Below are 13,496 nucleotides of genomic sequence, written 5' to 3' on the forward strand. Positions count from 1 at the left end.
ATGACGAGCACCGTTCCCGCCAGGACGCTCCGGCCCACCCCGGGCCAGACGGTCGGCCCGTTCTTCGCCTACGGGCTCGAGTACCCGAAGCAGCACGAGGTCGCGTTCCCGCACTCGGCGGGCGCGATCCTGCTGCACGGCGTCGTGCTCGACGGTGCGGGCGCCCCCATCCCCGATGCGCTGGTCGAGATCTGGAGCGCCGACGAGCGCGGCGAGGTGTCCGGCGCGCGCGGCGCGATCCGCCGCGACGACCACACCTTCACCGGATTCGGCCGGGCGTTCACGAACGACGAGGGCCGCTACGAACTGTGGACCCGCAACCCCGGCCCGGTCTCGGGTGCCGCGCCGTTCTTCGCCGTGATCGTCTTCGCCCGCGGCCTGCCCGACAAGCTGCACACCCGCATCTACCTGCCCGAAGCCGCCGACGCGCTCGCCGCCGACCCGCTGCTGGCCTCGCTCGACGCGGCCGAGCGGGCGACCCTCGTCGCTACCCGCACCGAACACGGCGGGCTCGAGCACGACATCCGCCTGCAGGGCGAGAACGAGACGGTGTTCCTTGCGTACCGGTGACTCGGGCCGGCCCGCGGTCGACGTCGGACTGCTGACGCCGGTGGCGGTGGGCCACGACGACCTCGTCTCCGACGCGTCCGTCGTCGACGCGCTCGTCGCCGCCGAGGTCGCGCTCGTGCGCGCCCGCGCGGCGGTCGGCGCGGTCGAGCCGTCGGTCGCCGACGACCTCGGCGCGGCCCTCGGCTGGCAGGGCCACGGTCTCGGATGCCTCGGCCACGGCGTCGACCCCGCTGAGCTCGCGACGCTCGCCGTCGCGGGCGGCAACCCCGTCATCCCGCTCGTGCCGATGCTCCGCGGCATCCTGCCCGAGCGCGTGCGCGACGAGCTCCACCGTGGCGCGACGAGCCAGGACATCCTCGACTCGGCGCTCGCGCTCGTCGCGCGGCGGGCCGTCGACGAGGTGCTGCGCTCGCTCGGGCGGGCCGCCGACGCGCTCGCCGGCCTCGCCACCGAGCACCGCGACCTCACGGCGGCCGCCCGCACCCTCACGCAGCACGCGGTGCCGACCACGATGGGCGCCCGCGCCGCGGCCTGGGTGCGAGGCATCCGCCGGGCGACGGTCCGACTCGAGGACACTGCGGCCGAATTGCCCGCCCAGCTCGGCGGCGCCGCTGGAACTCTCGCCGCGTTCGTGGACGAACTCGGCGCGCGCGACGCCGCCCGCCTCCCGGCGGCGTTCGCCCGTGAGCTCGGACTCGCAGCGCCCGAGACGCCGTGGCACACGGATCGCCGGCCGGTCACCGCGCTCGGTGATGCGCTCACGACGGCACTCGACGCCCTCGCCGTCTTCGCTGCCGACGTCGCGACGCTCAGCCGCACCGAGATCGGCGAGCTGCACGAGGCGGCGGGCGGCGGATCGTCGGCCATGCCGCAGAAGTCGAACCCCGTCGGGGCGATCCTCATCCGCTCGGCCGGGCTGCGCGCGCCGCACCTCGCAGCGATCCTGCACCTCGCGGCAGCGCTCGCGGTCGACGAGCGCCCCGACGGCGCATGGCACGCCGAGTGGCCCGCGCTGCGCGAGCTGCTGCGGCTCGCGCTCGGCGCCTCCGCCCACGCCGCCGCGCTCGCGGAGGGCCTCCGCGTCGACGAGGACGCCGTCGCACGGAACGTCGGCCTCACCGGCGGCCGCATCGTCGCCGAACGGCTCGCCCGGGTGCTCGTCCCGCTGATCGGGCGGCGTCGGTTCGACGAGGCCATCGCCGGCGACGGCGACCTCGCGGAGCGGATCGGCGCCCTGCCCGAGGCATCCGGACTCGACCTGGCCGCACTGCTCGACCCGGCCGGGTACACGGGGCTCGCCCCCGCCTTCGTCGACGGCATCGACCGCGTCGCCGATCGCGAACCCGACCACACTGCCCGGCCCGATGCACCCGACCGCTCCGAGGAGGAGATCCGATGACCACCCCGCAGATCGCGCTGACGGCCCCCGTGGGCCCCGCCGGCGCGCCGCTCCTCGTGCTCGGGCCCTCGCTCGGCACCTCGACGATGCTCTGGGAGCAGGTCGTGCCGGCGCTCGCCGCGCGGTTCCGCGTCGTCGCATGGGACCTGCCGGGACACGGCGCCTCGCCGGCGACGTCGATTCCCTTCACCGTGGGCGACCTCGCCGACGCGGTGGCCGACCGGGTCGACGGGACGTTCCACTACGCGGGCGTCTCGCTCGGCGGCGCGACCGGGCTCGAGCTGCTGCTGCGGCACGGCGACCGGGTGCGGAGCGCTGCGATCATCGCCTCCGGGGCGCAGATCGGCGAGCCGCAGGCGTGGCACGACCGCGCGGCGCAGGTGCGCGCCGAGAGCACGTCGAGCCTCGTCGTCGGCTCGGCCCAGCGGTGGTTCGCCGACGGCTCGATCGCACGGCATCCCGAACTGGCCGGCCGCCTGCTGCACGTGCTGCAGGACGCCGACGACGAGAGCTACGCCCGTTCGTGCGAGGCGCTCGCCGCGCACGACGTGCGCGATCGGCTGCCCGAGATCGCCGCGCCGACGCTCGCCGTGTGGGGCGAGCACGACCGGGTGGCACCGGAGGACAAGGCGACCGAGATCGCCGACGGCGTGCGCGACGGCCGCAGCGCGATGATCGCCGGCGCCGCGCACCTGCCTCCCGCCGAGCAGCCCGCCGCCCTCGCCGCGATGCTCATCGACTTCTTCGCGCCCGTCGAGGCGACCCGATGACCGGCGGCGAGCGGAACGACCCCGCGCGCCGCGACCGCGCGACGACCGACGGCGAGCGGTACGAGCAGGGCGAGCGCGTACGGCGGGCCGTGCTCTCCGACGGCCACGTCGACCGTGCAGCGGCGGCCACGACCGAGTTCAGCGCCGACTGGCAGGACTTCATCACCCGGGTCGCCTGGGGCGACGTCTGGTCGCGACCCGGCCTCGATCGCCGGTCGCGCTCGATCGCCGTGCTGTCGTCGCTCATCGCCCACGGGCACCACGAGGAGTTCGAGCTGCACCTGCACGCGGCCCGCCGCAACGGGCTGAGCGTCGACGAGATCCGCGAGGTCATCCTGCAGTCGGCGATCTACTCGGGAGTGCCCGCGGCGAACTCGGCGTTCCGCATCGCCGATCGCGTGCTCGCCGCCGATTCCGCCGACGGAGCGACGACTGGCGGCGCCCGGGCGGGCGGCGAGCCGGAGGAGGCCTCGTGATCGACAAGACCGTGCCGGATGCCGCGGCCGCCGTGGCCGGCGTCGACGACGGGGCGACCGTCATGATCGGCGGCTTCGGGCGAGCCGGCCAGCCGGTCGAGCTCATCGACGCGCTCATCGAACAGGGCGCGACCGACCTCACGATCGTGAACAACAACGCCGGCAACGGCGACACCGGGCTCGCGGCGCTCCTCGCGAAGGGGCGCGTGCGCAAGATCGTCTGCTCGTTCCCGCGCCAACGCGACTCGTGGGTGTTCGACCGGCTCTACCGCGCCGGCGAGATCGAGCTCGAACTCGTGCCGCAGGGCAACCTCGCCGAGCGCATCCGCGCCGCGGGCGCCGGCATCGGCGCCTTCTACTCGCCCACCGGCGTCGGCACCGAGCTCGCCGCCGGCAAGGAGGTGCGCGAGATCGACGGGCGCACGTACCTGCTCGAGTACCCGATCCGAGCCGACTGGGCGCTCGTCGCCGCACTGCGCGCCGACCGCTGGGGCAACCTCGTCTACCGCGAGACGGCCCGCAACTTCGGCCCGATCATGGCCACCGCCGCCGAGCGCACGATCGTGCAGGTCGACTCGGTCGTGCCGGTCGGCGACCTCGACCCCGAGGCCGTCGTGACCCCGGGCATCTTCGTCGACCGCGTCGTCGCGGTCGGCGAGCGCGCCTGGCTGCACGACGGCGCGTTCGCAGGCGGGGTCGACATCGAGGGGCGCACGGTCACGGCGGCGGATGCCTCGGCCGAGGCATCCGCACCGAAGGCCCGCGCATGAGCGCCGTAATCGGGCGTGGGGAACTCGCCGCCCGCATCGCCGCCGACATCCCCGAAGGGTCGTACGTCAACCTCGGCATCGGCGCGCCCACGCTCGTCGCCGACTACCTGCCGGCCGACCAGGAGATCTTCCTGCACACGGAGAACGGGCTGCTCGGCATGGGCCCGGCGCCTGCGCCCGGGCGCATCGACCCCGACCTCATCAACGCCGGCAAGCAGCCCGTCACCGCGATCGCGGGCGCCGCCTACTTCCACCACGCCGACTCGTTCGCGATGATGCGCGGCGGCCACCTCGACGTGTGCGTGCTCGGCGCGTTCCAGGTCTCGCAGGACGGCGACCTCGCGAACTGGTCGACGGGGGAGCCCGGTGCGATCCCCGCCGTCGGCGGGGCGATGGACCTCGCGATCGGCGCGCGTGCCGTGTACGTCATGACCGACCTGCTCACGAAGGGCGGCGAGTCGAAGCTCGTCGCATCGTGCAGCTACCCGCTCACCGGGGTCGGCTGCGTCACTCGGGTCTACACCGACCACGGGATCTTCGAACCGCACGGAGGCCGATTCCGCATCGTCGAGGCGTTCGGCGGCCACACCGCGGCATCCCTCTCGGAGCTCACGGGGCTCGAGTTCGCCGCCGAGAGCTCGGAGGACTGAATGCCCGCGACCTGGATCCACGACGCGGTGCGCACGCCGTTCGGCCGCGCCGGCGGGGCGCTGTCGGGCGTGCGATCCGACGACCTCGCCGCCGTCGTCATGCGCGCGACCGTCGAGCGCGCGGGCGTCGACCCGGCGCGCATCGACGACGTCGTGTTCGGCGACGCCAACCAGGCGGGCGAGGACAACCGCAACGTCGCCCGGTTCGGAGCGCTGCTCGCGGGCTTCCCGACCACCGTGCCCGGCGTCACCGTGAACCGGCTCTGCGGTTCGTCGATGGAGGCGGTGGTGCAGGGCTCGCGCGCGATCGAGGCGGGCGACGCCGGGCTCGTGCTCGCCGGCGGCGTCGAGTCGATGAGTCGCGCGCCGTACATCGTCGAGAAGTCGCCGAAGCCGTGGCCGGCCGTCGGAAACCCGACCATGTGGAACACCTCGATCGGCTGGCGCATGGTCAACCCGAGGCTGCCGGAGCACTGGACGATCTCGAATGGCGAGTCGGCCGAGCAGCTCGCCGGGATGTTCGGACTCAGCCGCGACGCGCAGGACGAGTTCGCGCTGCGCAGCCACCGGCTCGCGGCCGAGGCGTGGGCGGCCGGGGCCTACGATGACGAGATCGTGCAGGTGCCCGGCGTCGAGCTCGCGCGCGACGAGGGCATCCGCGACGACACGAGCCTCGAGAAGCTGGGATCGCTGCGACCGCTGTTCGCCGCCGACGGCACGGTCACGGCGGGCAACTCGTCGCCGATCAACGACGGCGCGGCCGCCCTGCTGCTGGGCGACGAGCACGCCACCGGCCGGGAGCCGCTCGCGCGGATCACCGGGCGCGGCGTCTTCGGCAACGACCCCGACGTGTTCGGCATCGCCCCCGTCGAGGCGGCGAACCGGGCGCTCGCGCGCGCGGGCCGGACCTGGGCCGACGTCGACCTCGTGGAGCTCAACGAGGCGTTCGCGTCGCAGAGCCTCGCCTGCCTCGCCGGCTGGCCCGAGCTCGATCCCGAGCGGGTCAACGTGCACGGCGGGGCGCTCGCCATCGGGCACCCGCTCGGCGCCTCGGGAGCGAGGCTCATCGGCCACGCCGCGCACGAACTGCATCGCCGCGGCCGCGGCGTCGCGGTCGCCGCGCTCTGCATCGGCGTCGGCCAGGGGCTCGCGATCGTGCTCGAACGCTGACGAGGGGGATGCCGCGCGGCATCCCCCTCGTCATGGTTCGTCGGGACGGGTGCTCAGCCCTGCGGCACCACGTAGGCGCCGAGCTGCTGCTGGACCTTCGCGGACACGGCGCCGGTGCCGCCGAGGATGACGATCTGGCTCGGTTGCAGCCGCTCGAGCTCCGCGCCGACGACGGCCGGGATCCGGTCGGAGTCGACGAGGAGCAGCGATCCGCCGAGCGCCTTCGCCGCGGCGGGTCCGGCTGCGAGCGCGTCGGGGTAGTTGCGGCCCGACGTGATGAACACGGTCGTCGCGCCCCCGGGATTCTGGCGCTTCGACACCTCGACGGCCGTCGCGAAGCGGTCGGCACCCGCGATGCGGGTGACCGTTGCGGCGTAGTTCCGGAGGCCGCGCTCGACGTACCCCGAGACGGCTCCGTCGCCGCCGAGGATGACGATCCTGCTGGGGTCGAGCGCGTTGAGTCGGGTGCGCACGCTGTTCGGAATCGAGTAGCGCGGCACGAGCAGGAGCGGGCTCCTCGTCTTGCCCGCGAGCGGCGCGCCCGAGAGGGCGTCGGGGAACGTCTGGCCCGAGGCGATGTACACGGTGTCGGCCGAGCTCTTCGAGTCGTAGATCTTCGCCGCGGTGGCATAGCGGTCGCTGTCTCCGTATCGCATGACGCCGCGCTCGGCCAGGGAGGCGAGCTCCTTCACCACCGAGTCCGTCATGGCGCCACGGCCGCCGAGCACGATGATCTGCCACGGTCGAAGTCGCTGGATCTCGGTTCGGACGGAGGCCGGAACGCGATTCGGCTGCACGAGGAGGAGCGGCTCGTTCCCGAACCATGCACCCGCTGCGGCCGCGGAGCCGGCGAGCGCGTCGGGGAAGTCGGCACCGGAGGCGACGAATATGTAGCACTGGCGCGGCCAGTACGTCGTCTTCGTGATCGCGACCGCCGTTGCGTACCGGTCGGCGCCGGAGATGCGCTGGACGCCATCACGAGGCGTCGGAGCGGTCTCGTTGCAGGTCACGTCGGCCGCGGCATGCTCGGGCGGCGCGGCGCTCACGAGGCCGAGGCCCACGACGAGGGCGAGGGCGGTCGCCAGCAGGGGGCGACCGAGGGTGCGTCGGGTCACGCGGAGATCCGTTCTCGAGGGACGCGGAGTCGGCCGCATCGCCGGGACGCGGCAACCGCGTCGAGCGATGCTAACACCGTGCAGGGATCCTTCCGCACACTAGGCTCGCGCCCATGGAACAGCCCGCTCCGGTCATCGGCGAGCACAGCGCGCCCGCTCCGTCCGCCGACGCGCGGCACCTCCTCCGCTGGATCAGGATCTGGCTCGTCGTCATGATGGCGGGGCTCGTCGTGAGCGGCGTCACCGCCTTCCCGCTCGACGTCGAGCTCGCCTTGGCCGTCGATCTGCTGCAGCGCCTCGACGCTCAGGCCTGGGTGCCCGGTGTCGTGGAATGGGTGCAGCGGATCGACGCGGCGCTGCGCGAGACGTACCCGGAGCACCCGTTCATCGCGTACGGCACCGACTGGCTCGCGTTCGCGCACCTCGTGATCGCGCTCGCGTTCATCGGCCCCTACCGCGACCCGGTTCGCAACGTCTGGGTCACCCAGTGGGGCCTGCTCGCCTGCCTCGGCGTCGTGCCGCTGGCGCTGATCGCCGGGGCGATCCGAGGCATCCCGCTCGGCTGGCAGCTGATCGACATGTCGTTCGGCGTGATCGGCCTAGTGCCGCTCGTCATCGTGCTGCGGCTCACCCGACGGCTCGAGCGCCGTCAGGCCTCGATGAGCGCCGCGAGTTCGCCCATGTCGGTGAACACGAGCGCGGCGCCGGCGGCCGACAGCGCCGACGGCTCGGTGCGGGTGGGGCCGGGCGGGGAGAAGCCGTAGACCGTCGCCCCGGCGGCGACGCCGGCGGTGACGCCCGCGACCGAGTCCTCGATGACGAGGGACGACGTCGAGTCGACGTCGAGCGAGCGGGCGGCGGCGAGGTAGACGTCGGGGGCGGGCTTCGTGCGGGCCTGCTCCATGCCGCTGAAGATTCGGTCGCCGAAGAAGGGGCGCAGCCCCGTGGCGTCGAGCTGCAGCTCGACCTTGCCCCGATCGGCTCCGGAGACGCACGCCATGCGATCGCCGACGAGCCCCGCGGTCGCCGACAGGGCGTCGACGACGCGCGGGATCGGCGCGACCTCCGTCGCGAGGGCCGCGTCGCGCCGGGCGCGGAACGCGTGCACCCACGCGTCGTCGATGCGGAAGCCCGTGTGCTCGAGGATGACGGGCCATTCGTCGGCGAGCGATCGCCCCAGGAAGTGCCGGACGACATCGGCGTCGCTCGCCGTCCAGCCGAGTTCGCCGAGCATCTCGCGCAGCACCCGCAGCGTGATGCGCTCGGAGTCGACGAGCACCCCGTCGCAGTCGAAGAGCACGGCTGAGAATCGGGAGGGCGGGGTCGTCACCCCGCAAGGATACGGGGGAGCAGGGGCGCCGCCGGGACGGACGGCACCATCCGCTCCCAATCAGATCTGAAATCGTATATGATCCGATGAGGTCGTCGTCGACCCTTCACGGCGATCTCCTCGGTGGGGCGCCGTGCGCGCCACCGGGCCCCTCACCAGACGAAGGAGTCACGCGATGAGCGCACCCGACCAGCCCGGATTCACCCCCACCGGCACGATCGCCCAGGTCGGCGACCGGAGACGAGTGGTCTTCGCGACCGTCGTCGGCACGACCGTCGAGTGGTACGACTTCTTCATCTACGCCGCGGCCGCCGGCCTCGTGTTCGGCGAGCTGTTCTTCGCACCGGCCGGCCCGGGCATGGCGACGATCCTGTCGTTCCTGACCGTCGGCATCAGCTTCCTGTTCCGCCCGCTCGGCGCGTTCCTCGCCGGCCACTTCGGCGACAAGTACGGCCGCCGACTCGTGCTCATGCTCACGCTGATCCTCATGGGCGTCGCGACCGCGCTCGTCGGCCTCCTGCCGACCTACGCCGCGATCGGCATCGCCGCGCCCATCCTGCTCATCCTCCTGCGCGTGCTGCAGGGCATCTCGGCCGGCGGCGAATGGGGCGGCGCGGTGCTGATGGCGGTCGAGCACGCGCCGAAGCAGAAGCGCGGGCTCTTCGGCGCGTCGCCGCAGATCGGCGTTCCGCTCGGACTGCTGCTCGCCTCCGGCACGATGGCGCTCATGGCGGTCATCGCCCCGGGCGACGCGTTCCTCGTGTGGGGATGGCGCATCCCGTTCCTGCTCAGCGTCGTGCTGATCCTCATCGGCTACTACGTGCGGCGCAGCGTCGAGGAGAGCCCGGTGTTCGTCGAGATCGCCGAGCGCAAGGAGCAGACGCGCATGCCGATCATCCAGCTCTTCCGCAAGCACCTGCTGCTCGTGATCATCGCGGCCCTCGTCTTCGCCGGCAACAACGCGGTCGGCTACATGACGACCGGCGGCTACATCCAGAACTACTCGACCGACCCGACCGGCCCGCTCGGACTCGAGCGCGGCCCGGTGCTCTGGGCGGTCGCGGGATCGGCCGTGACCTGGCTGCTCTCGACCGGCTTCGCCGGCTGGCTGAGCGACCGCATCGGCCGTCGCACGACGTACATCATCGGATGGATCCTGCAGCTCGTCGGCGTCTTCCTGCTCTTCCCGCTCGTGAACACCGGCTCGATCGGGCTGCTGTTCCTCGGCCTCGCGATCCTCACGATCGGCCTCGGTTTCACGTACGGGCCGCAGGCGGCGCTGTACTCCGAGCTGTTCCCGGCGTCGATCCGCTTCTCGGGCGTCTCGATCTCGTACGCGATCGGCGCGATCATCGGCGGCGCGTTCGCCCCGACGATCGCCTCGGCCCTCGTGCAGGCGACCGGCTCGACCGTCTCGGTCACGTGGTACCTCGCGGGGATGACCCTGGTCGGCCTCGTCGCGACGCTGCTGCTTCGCGACCGTTCCGGCATTCCGCTCGGTCCCGACCACGAGGCCGAGCAGGCGAAGAGCCCCATCTACGGGCTCGCGAAGGCCTGAGCCGGGCGGGTCGCGCCCGGCCCACCACCCGACGAACGGGCGGATGCCTCGGCTTCCGCCCGTTCGCCGCGTCAGGCGCCGTCGGCGGCCGCCCGCGCCGCCTCGGCGGCACGCGCGACCCACTTCGGCGTCTCGCCGTAGCGCTGGAACGGCACGACCTCGCCGGCGGCGCTGTCGTCGATGAGCTGCTGCAGCCGGCGCTCGCGTGTCGCCTCCTGCTTCGCCTGCAGCACCCAGTGCGTGGTCTGGCGGCGATACGTCGGCGTCGCCGCCTCGAGGAACGCCGCTGCCGCGGGGTTCGCCGCGATGCGTGCCGCCCACTCGGCGGGAAGCTCTTGGTCGGGGTTCTCGTGCGAGTACACGCCCGACCGGTCGTCGCGACGCCGGGCGTACGCGGCGAGCCCGGCCTCGGTCATGAGGCCCTGCGCGGTGAGCTGTTCGACGAGCGCGATGTTGACCTTCGACCAGGTGCTCGAGGGCTTGCGCGGCGACCAGCGCTGGCGCACCGCGTCGTCGTCGATGCGCTGCGCGACGGAGTCGATCCAGCCGAAGCAGAGGGCGACCGGCACGGCCTGCTCCCACGTCAGCGGACGGTCGGCGACGTGCTTCTTGTAGAGCCCCATCCACAACTCGGTCTCGGTGTCGTGGTGCGCTTCGAGCCACGCGCGGAACTCGTCGGGCCCGGAGAAGAACACCGCCGGTCGCTCGGGCGTGCCGCCGGTGGTGCCGATGGGCGTCGTCATGACCCGAGTCTGTCAGGTGCCGCCGACACCCGGACTCAGCGCCGCGGCGTCCACCCCGGCGGCAACGGCCCATCGGGCGTCGCGCGCTCGCGGTCGGCCGCGAGCGACCACCCCTGCGCGGCATCCGGCTCGTCGAAGCCGCCCCGCGCCACGCGGAAGCCGACGTCCTCATGGTGCATGCCGGGCGCCCCGCCGCGTCGCGTCGACGCGCGCACGCTCCACGCGTCGTCGGCGTAGCCGCCGCCGCGGAACACGCGGTAGTCGTCGTAGCGGGCGGGATCGAGCAGGTCCCAGCACCATTCCCACGTGTTGCCGAGCGTGTCGAACAGGCCGTTGAGGTTCGGCAGCTTGAGGCCGACCCGCTGCGGCGACGCGACGCCGTCGGCGGCCGTCCACGCGACCTCGTCGAGCGGGCCGAAGTGCGGGCCCGTCGAGCCGGCCCGGCAGGCGTACTCCCATTCGGCTTCGGTCGGCAGCCGGTATCCGTCGCTCGTCGCGTCCCAGCGCACGTCGAGCCCGTCGAACGCGTAGGCGTGCTCGAGCCCCTCCCACTCGGAGAGGGCGTTGCAGAACCGGATCGCCCGCAGCCAGCTCACGTCGGTCGCGGGCCGCAGGGGATGACTCGCCGTCTCGCCGATCACCTCGGCGAGCTGTTCCCGCGTGACGGCGAAGACGCCGATCTCGAACGGCTCGAGCTCGACCGTCCGGCGCAGCTTGCGGCGCGCATCGTGGAGGCCGACCGAGCCGGCCGGCAACCGCACCGTCTCGAGATCGGGCATCACCCGGCGTCGGTCCAGTGGGTCATCTCCGGCTCCTTCGGTCGCGGGTGATGTGTCGGCAGGTGAACGAGCCTACGCTCGAAGGAGGTCGCGGAACGGAGGAAGCGGATGATCCAGGTGCGGGTGCTCGGCATCGCGCTCGACCAGTCGGGGCAGCACCTCGTGCTGCTGCGCCCGCTCGTCGACGCCGCCGACGGCCCGGTCGTCGTGCCGATCTGGATCGGCCAGAACGAGGCGAACTCGATCCTCATCGCGCTGAGCGACGAGGTGACGCCGCGTCCGCTCACGCACGACCTCGCCGTGACGCTGCTCGGCACGCTCGGCGCCCGGCTCGAGCGCGTCGAGGTCACCCGGCTCGACGAGGGCACGTTCTACGCCGAGCTCACGATCGTGACGCGGCAGGGACCGCGCATCGTCGACGCCCGTCCCTCCGACGCGATCGCCCTGGCCGTGCGATCGGAGGCGACCATCTGGGTCGCGGAGCAGGTGCTCGAGGACGCCGGGATCCCGGCGGAGCTCGCCGGCGAGGCGGCGTCCGAGCCCGCTGAGCCGCCGCACTGGGGGGATGCCTCCGGCGGTGCCGCGGCGCAGATCGACGAGTCGAAGCTCGAGGAGTTCAAGAAGTTCCTCGACGACGTCGACCCCGAGGACTTCGAGAGCTGAGCCCCGCCGCGCGTCCCGCGCGGCTGCCCGGTGATCGAATGGGCGATGGTCGGCCGTTCGCCCCCGCTCTGCGGGCGACGATTGCCCGCTCGATGCGGGGCCCGGGCAGAATGGGCGGTATGGATGCCTCGTTGCCGGCCCGGACCGCGATGCCGAAGCCGCAGTACGTCATGGCGGCCGACGGCACGCGCATCGCGACCTACGTGTGGGGCGACGACGAGGCCCCCACCGTGCTGTGCGTGCACGGGTTCGCCTCGAGCTGCAAGGACAACTGGGTCGACACCGGCATGGTGCGCGACCTCACCGCCGCGGGCTTCCGGGTCATCGGCGTCGACCAGCGCGGGCACGGGGCGAGCGGCACGCCGCACGAGGCATCCGCCTATCGGATGTCGGCGTTCGTCGACGACCTCGTGACCGTGCTCGACACGTACCTGCTCGACGGGGTGCGGTACCTCGGGTACTCGCTCGGCGGCCGCGTCGGCTGGCAGCTCGCGGTGCAGGCGCCCGAGCACGTCTCGCGGGCGGTGCTCGGCGGCATCCCCGACGGCCGGCCCCTCGCGCGGCTGCAGATCGACCAGGCGCGCGCCTACGTCGACCACGGCACGCCCGTCGACGACCGGGTCACCCGCAACTACGTGACCCTCGCGGAACGGGTGCCCGGCAACGACCTGCGCGCGCTCATCGCGCTCGCGGAGGGCATGCGCCTCGGCGACGCCGACCCCGACCCGGCCGATCCGCCGAGGCAGGAGGTGCTGTTCGCGACGGGCACGGACGATGCGATCGTCGAGCAGTCCCGCGGCCTCGCGGCGGCGACGCCGCGGGGTGCATTCGTCGAGGTGCCCGGGCGGCACCACTTCAACACCCCGGGATCGCGGGTGTTCCGTCAGGCGGCTACGGAGTTCCTCGCGGCCGGCTGAGCGCTCGCCGGGGCATCCCGCCCGACCCGCCCGCAGCGGCGCCGGGGTCGGGGTCGGTGGGAACGCGTACGATGAATGCCGGACGGAACGGGCAGGAGCGAGGCGACCACATGAGCGACGAGAACCCCACGATGGGCGAGCCCTCGTCTTCGCATGCGCACACGCATGCGCACACCGCGATCACCTGCCCCGAGTGCTTCGTCGAGCTGCAGCGCGACGGCGACTGGTGGATGGCGCGACCCGAGGGTTCGCGCCTCGTCGGCCTCGTCATCCAGCGCGACGACATGCCGCCCATCCTCGAGCAGCGCGAAGACCTGCTCGCGTTCGGCGTCGCCATCGAGGACTTCCGCTACCCGGCGCCCGAGAACCTGCTCGAGTCGTGGGAGCAGCGGCTCGCCCGCTTCTTCGGCACGCTGCGCGACGGCGACGTGCTCGTGGTCGCGAACGTGCACTCCCTCGGTCGCGACCTCGACGAAGAGGTGCGCACCCTCGCCGAGCTGCGTCGTCGCGGAGTCGTCGTCAAGGTGCTGAGCCACGGGGCGCGGCACCTCGCGAGCACCGGACTCGACTGAGCCGTCATCACCCC

General features: G+C 73.1%; 16 protein-coding genes. 12 read left to right on the plus strand and 4 right to left on the minus strand.

Translation table 11 applies throughout. The features are described from left to right. Genes pcaG through AC3RJ7_RS08325 form a run of 7 tightly spaced genes read left to right on the plus strand, consistent with a single transcriptional unit; the run spans window position 1 to window position 5,805 of the window. Window positions 1–570: a protocatechuate 3,4-dioxygenase subunit alpha gene (gene pcaG / locus AC3RJ7_RS08295; RefSeq protein ID WP_491455358.1), complete on the plus strand. Its 570-nt coding sequence runs from the start codon at window positions 1–3 to the stop codon at window positions 568–570. Next, on the plus strand, window positions 557–1,969 hold the full coding sequence (locus AC3RJ7_RS08300) for a lyase family protein (protein ID WP_491455359.1): 1,413 nt from the start codon (window positions 557–559) through the stop codon (window positions 1,967–1,969). The genes pcaG and AC3RJ7_RS08300 overlap by 14 nt, the downstream gene beginning before the upstream one ends. Further along, window positions 1,966–2,739: an alpha/beta fold hydrolase gene (locus tag AC3RJ7_RS08305; protein ID WP_491455360.1), complete on the plus strand. Its 774-nt coding sequence runs from the start codon at window positions 1,966–1,968 to the stop codon at window positions 2,737–2,739. Before AC3RJ7_RS08300 ends, AC3RJ7_RS08305 begins: the two co-directional genes overlap by 4 nt. After that, on the plus strand, window positions 2,736–3,215 hold the full coding sequence (gene pcaC, locus AC3RJ7_RS08310) for a 4-carboxymuconolactone decarboxylase (protein WP_491455361.1): 480 nt from the start codon (window positions 2,736–2,738) through the stop codon (window positions 3,213–3,215). Before AC3RJ7_RS08305 ends, pcaC begins: the two co-directional genes overlap by 4 nt. Continuing rightward, window positions 3,212–3,985, plus strand: a complete 774-nt coding sequence (locus tag AC3RJ7_RS08315; protein ID WP_491455362.1) for a 3-oxoacid CoA-transferase subunit A — start codon at window positions 3,212–3,214, stop codon at window positions 3,983–3,985. The genes pcaC and AC3RJ7_RS08315 overlap by 4 nt, the downstream gene beginning before the upstream one ends. Continuing rightward, complete coding sequence (locus AC3RJ7_RS08320) at window positions 3,982–4,635, plus strand: 3-oxoacid CoA-transferase subunit B (RefSeq protein ID WP_491455363.1); 654 nt, start codon at window positions 3,982–3,984, stop codon at window positions 4,633–4,635. Before AC3RJ7_RS08315 ends, AC3RJ7_RS08320 begins: the two co-directional genes overlap by 4 nt. After that, window positions 4,636–5,805, plus strand: coding sequence for a thiolase family protein (locus AC3RJ7_RS08325; RefSeq protein WP_491455364.1), 1,170 nt, complete (start codon window positions 4,636–4,638; stop codon window positions 5,803–5,805). A gap of 53 nt (window positions 5,806–5,858) precedes the next feature. Here AC3RJ7_RS08325 and AC3RJ7_RS08330 read toward each other — a convergent pair whose 3' ends face one another. Beyond that, on the minus strand, window positions 5,859–6,920 hold the full coding sequence (locus AC3RJ7_RS08330) for a cell wall-binding repeat-containing protein (protein ID WP_491455365.1): 1,062 nt from the start codon (window positions 6,918–6,920) through the stop codon (window positions 5,859–5,861). A 113-nt stretch (window positions 6,921–7,033) separates the two neighbouring features. Between AC3RJ7_RS08330 and AC3RJ7_RS08335 the strand changes: the two genes are divergently transcribed. Further along, complete coding sequence (locus AC3RJ7_RS08335) at window positions 7,034–7,684, plus strand: hypothetical protein (protein WP_491455366.1); 651 nt, start codon at window positions 7,034–7,036, stop codon at window positions 7,682–7,684. On the opposite strand, the gene AC3RJ7_RS08340 is transcribed toward AC3RJ7_RS08335, so the two are convergent. Further along, window positions 7,570–8,250: an HAD family hydrolase gene (locus AC3RJ7_RS08340; RefSeq protein ID WP_491455367.1), complete on the minus strand. Its 681-nt coding sequence runs from the start codon at window positions 8,248–8,250 to the stop codon at window positions 7,570–7,572. The two genes, AC3RJ7_RS08335 and AC3RJ7_RS08340, sit on opposite strands and share 115 nt — an antisense overlap. 175 nt (window positions 8,251–8,425) lie before the next feature. On the opposite strand from AC3RJ7_RS08340, the gene AC3RJ7_RS08345 reads away from it, so the two are divergent. After that, window positions 8,426–9,808, plus strand: coding sequence for an MFS transporter (locus AC3RJ7_RS08345; protein ID WP_491455368.1), 1,383 nt, complete (start codon window positions 8,426–8,428; stop codon window positions 9,806–9,808). Between the two features lie 71 nt (window positions 9,809–9,879). Here AC3RJ7_RS08345 and AC3RJ7_RS08350 read toward each other — a convergent pair whose 3' ends face one another. Continuing rightward, the gene (locus AC3RJ7_RS08350; protein WP_491455369.1) at window positions 9,880–10,551 is read right to left on the minus strand and encodes a YdeI/OmpD-associated family protein; all 672 of its coding nucleotides are present in this window, start codon (window positions 10,549–10,551) and stop codon (window positions 9,880–9,882) included. A 35-nt stretch (window positions 10,552–10,586) separates the two neighbouring features. Beyond that, on the minus strand, window positions 10,587–11,330 hold the full coding sequence (locus AC3RJ7_RS08355; RefSeq protein WP_491455370.1) for a formylglycine-generating enzyme family protein: 744 nt from the start codon (window positions 11,328–11,330) through the stop codon (window positions 10,587–10,589). 108 nt (window positions 11,331–11,438) lie between these two features. Here AC3RJ7_RS08355 and AC3RJ7_RS08360 point away from each other — a divergent pair, with 108 nt between their 5' ends. The 3 genes from AC3RJ7_RS08360 (at window position 11,439) to AC3RJ7_RS08370 (ending at window position 13,482) form a co-directional block, all read left to right on the plus strand. Next, window positions 11,439–11,993 carry a bifunctional nuclease family protein gene (locus AC3RJ7_RS08360; protein WP_491455371.1) on the plus strand — a complete coding sequence of 185 codons (555 nt, stop codon included), beginning with the start codon at window positions 11,439–11,441 and terminating at the stop codon, window positions 11,991–11,993. A 119-nt stretch (window positions 11,994–12,112) separates the two neighbouring features. Further along, complete coding sequence (locus AC3RJ7_RS08365; protein WP_491455372.1) at window positions 12,113–12,910, plus strand: alpha/beta fold hydrolase; 798 nt, start codon at window positions 12,113–12,115, stop codon at window positions 12,908–12,910. 110 nt (window positions 12,911–13,020) lie between these two features. Continuing rightward, window positions 13,021–13,482: a recombinase family protein gene (locus tag AC3RJ7_RS08370; RefSeq protein ID WP_491455373.1), complete on the plus strand. Its 462-nt coding sequence runs from the start codon at window positions 13,021–13,023 to the stop codon at window positions 13,480–13,482. Window positions 13,483–13,496: the final 14 nt, after the last annotated feature.

Source organism: Agromyces solani (genome assembly GCF_058349925.1).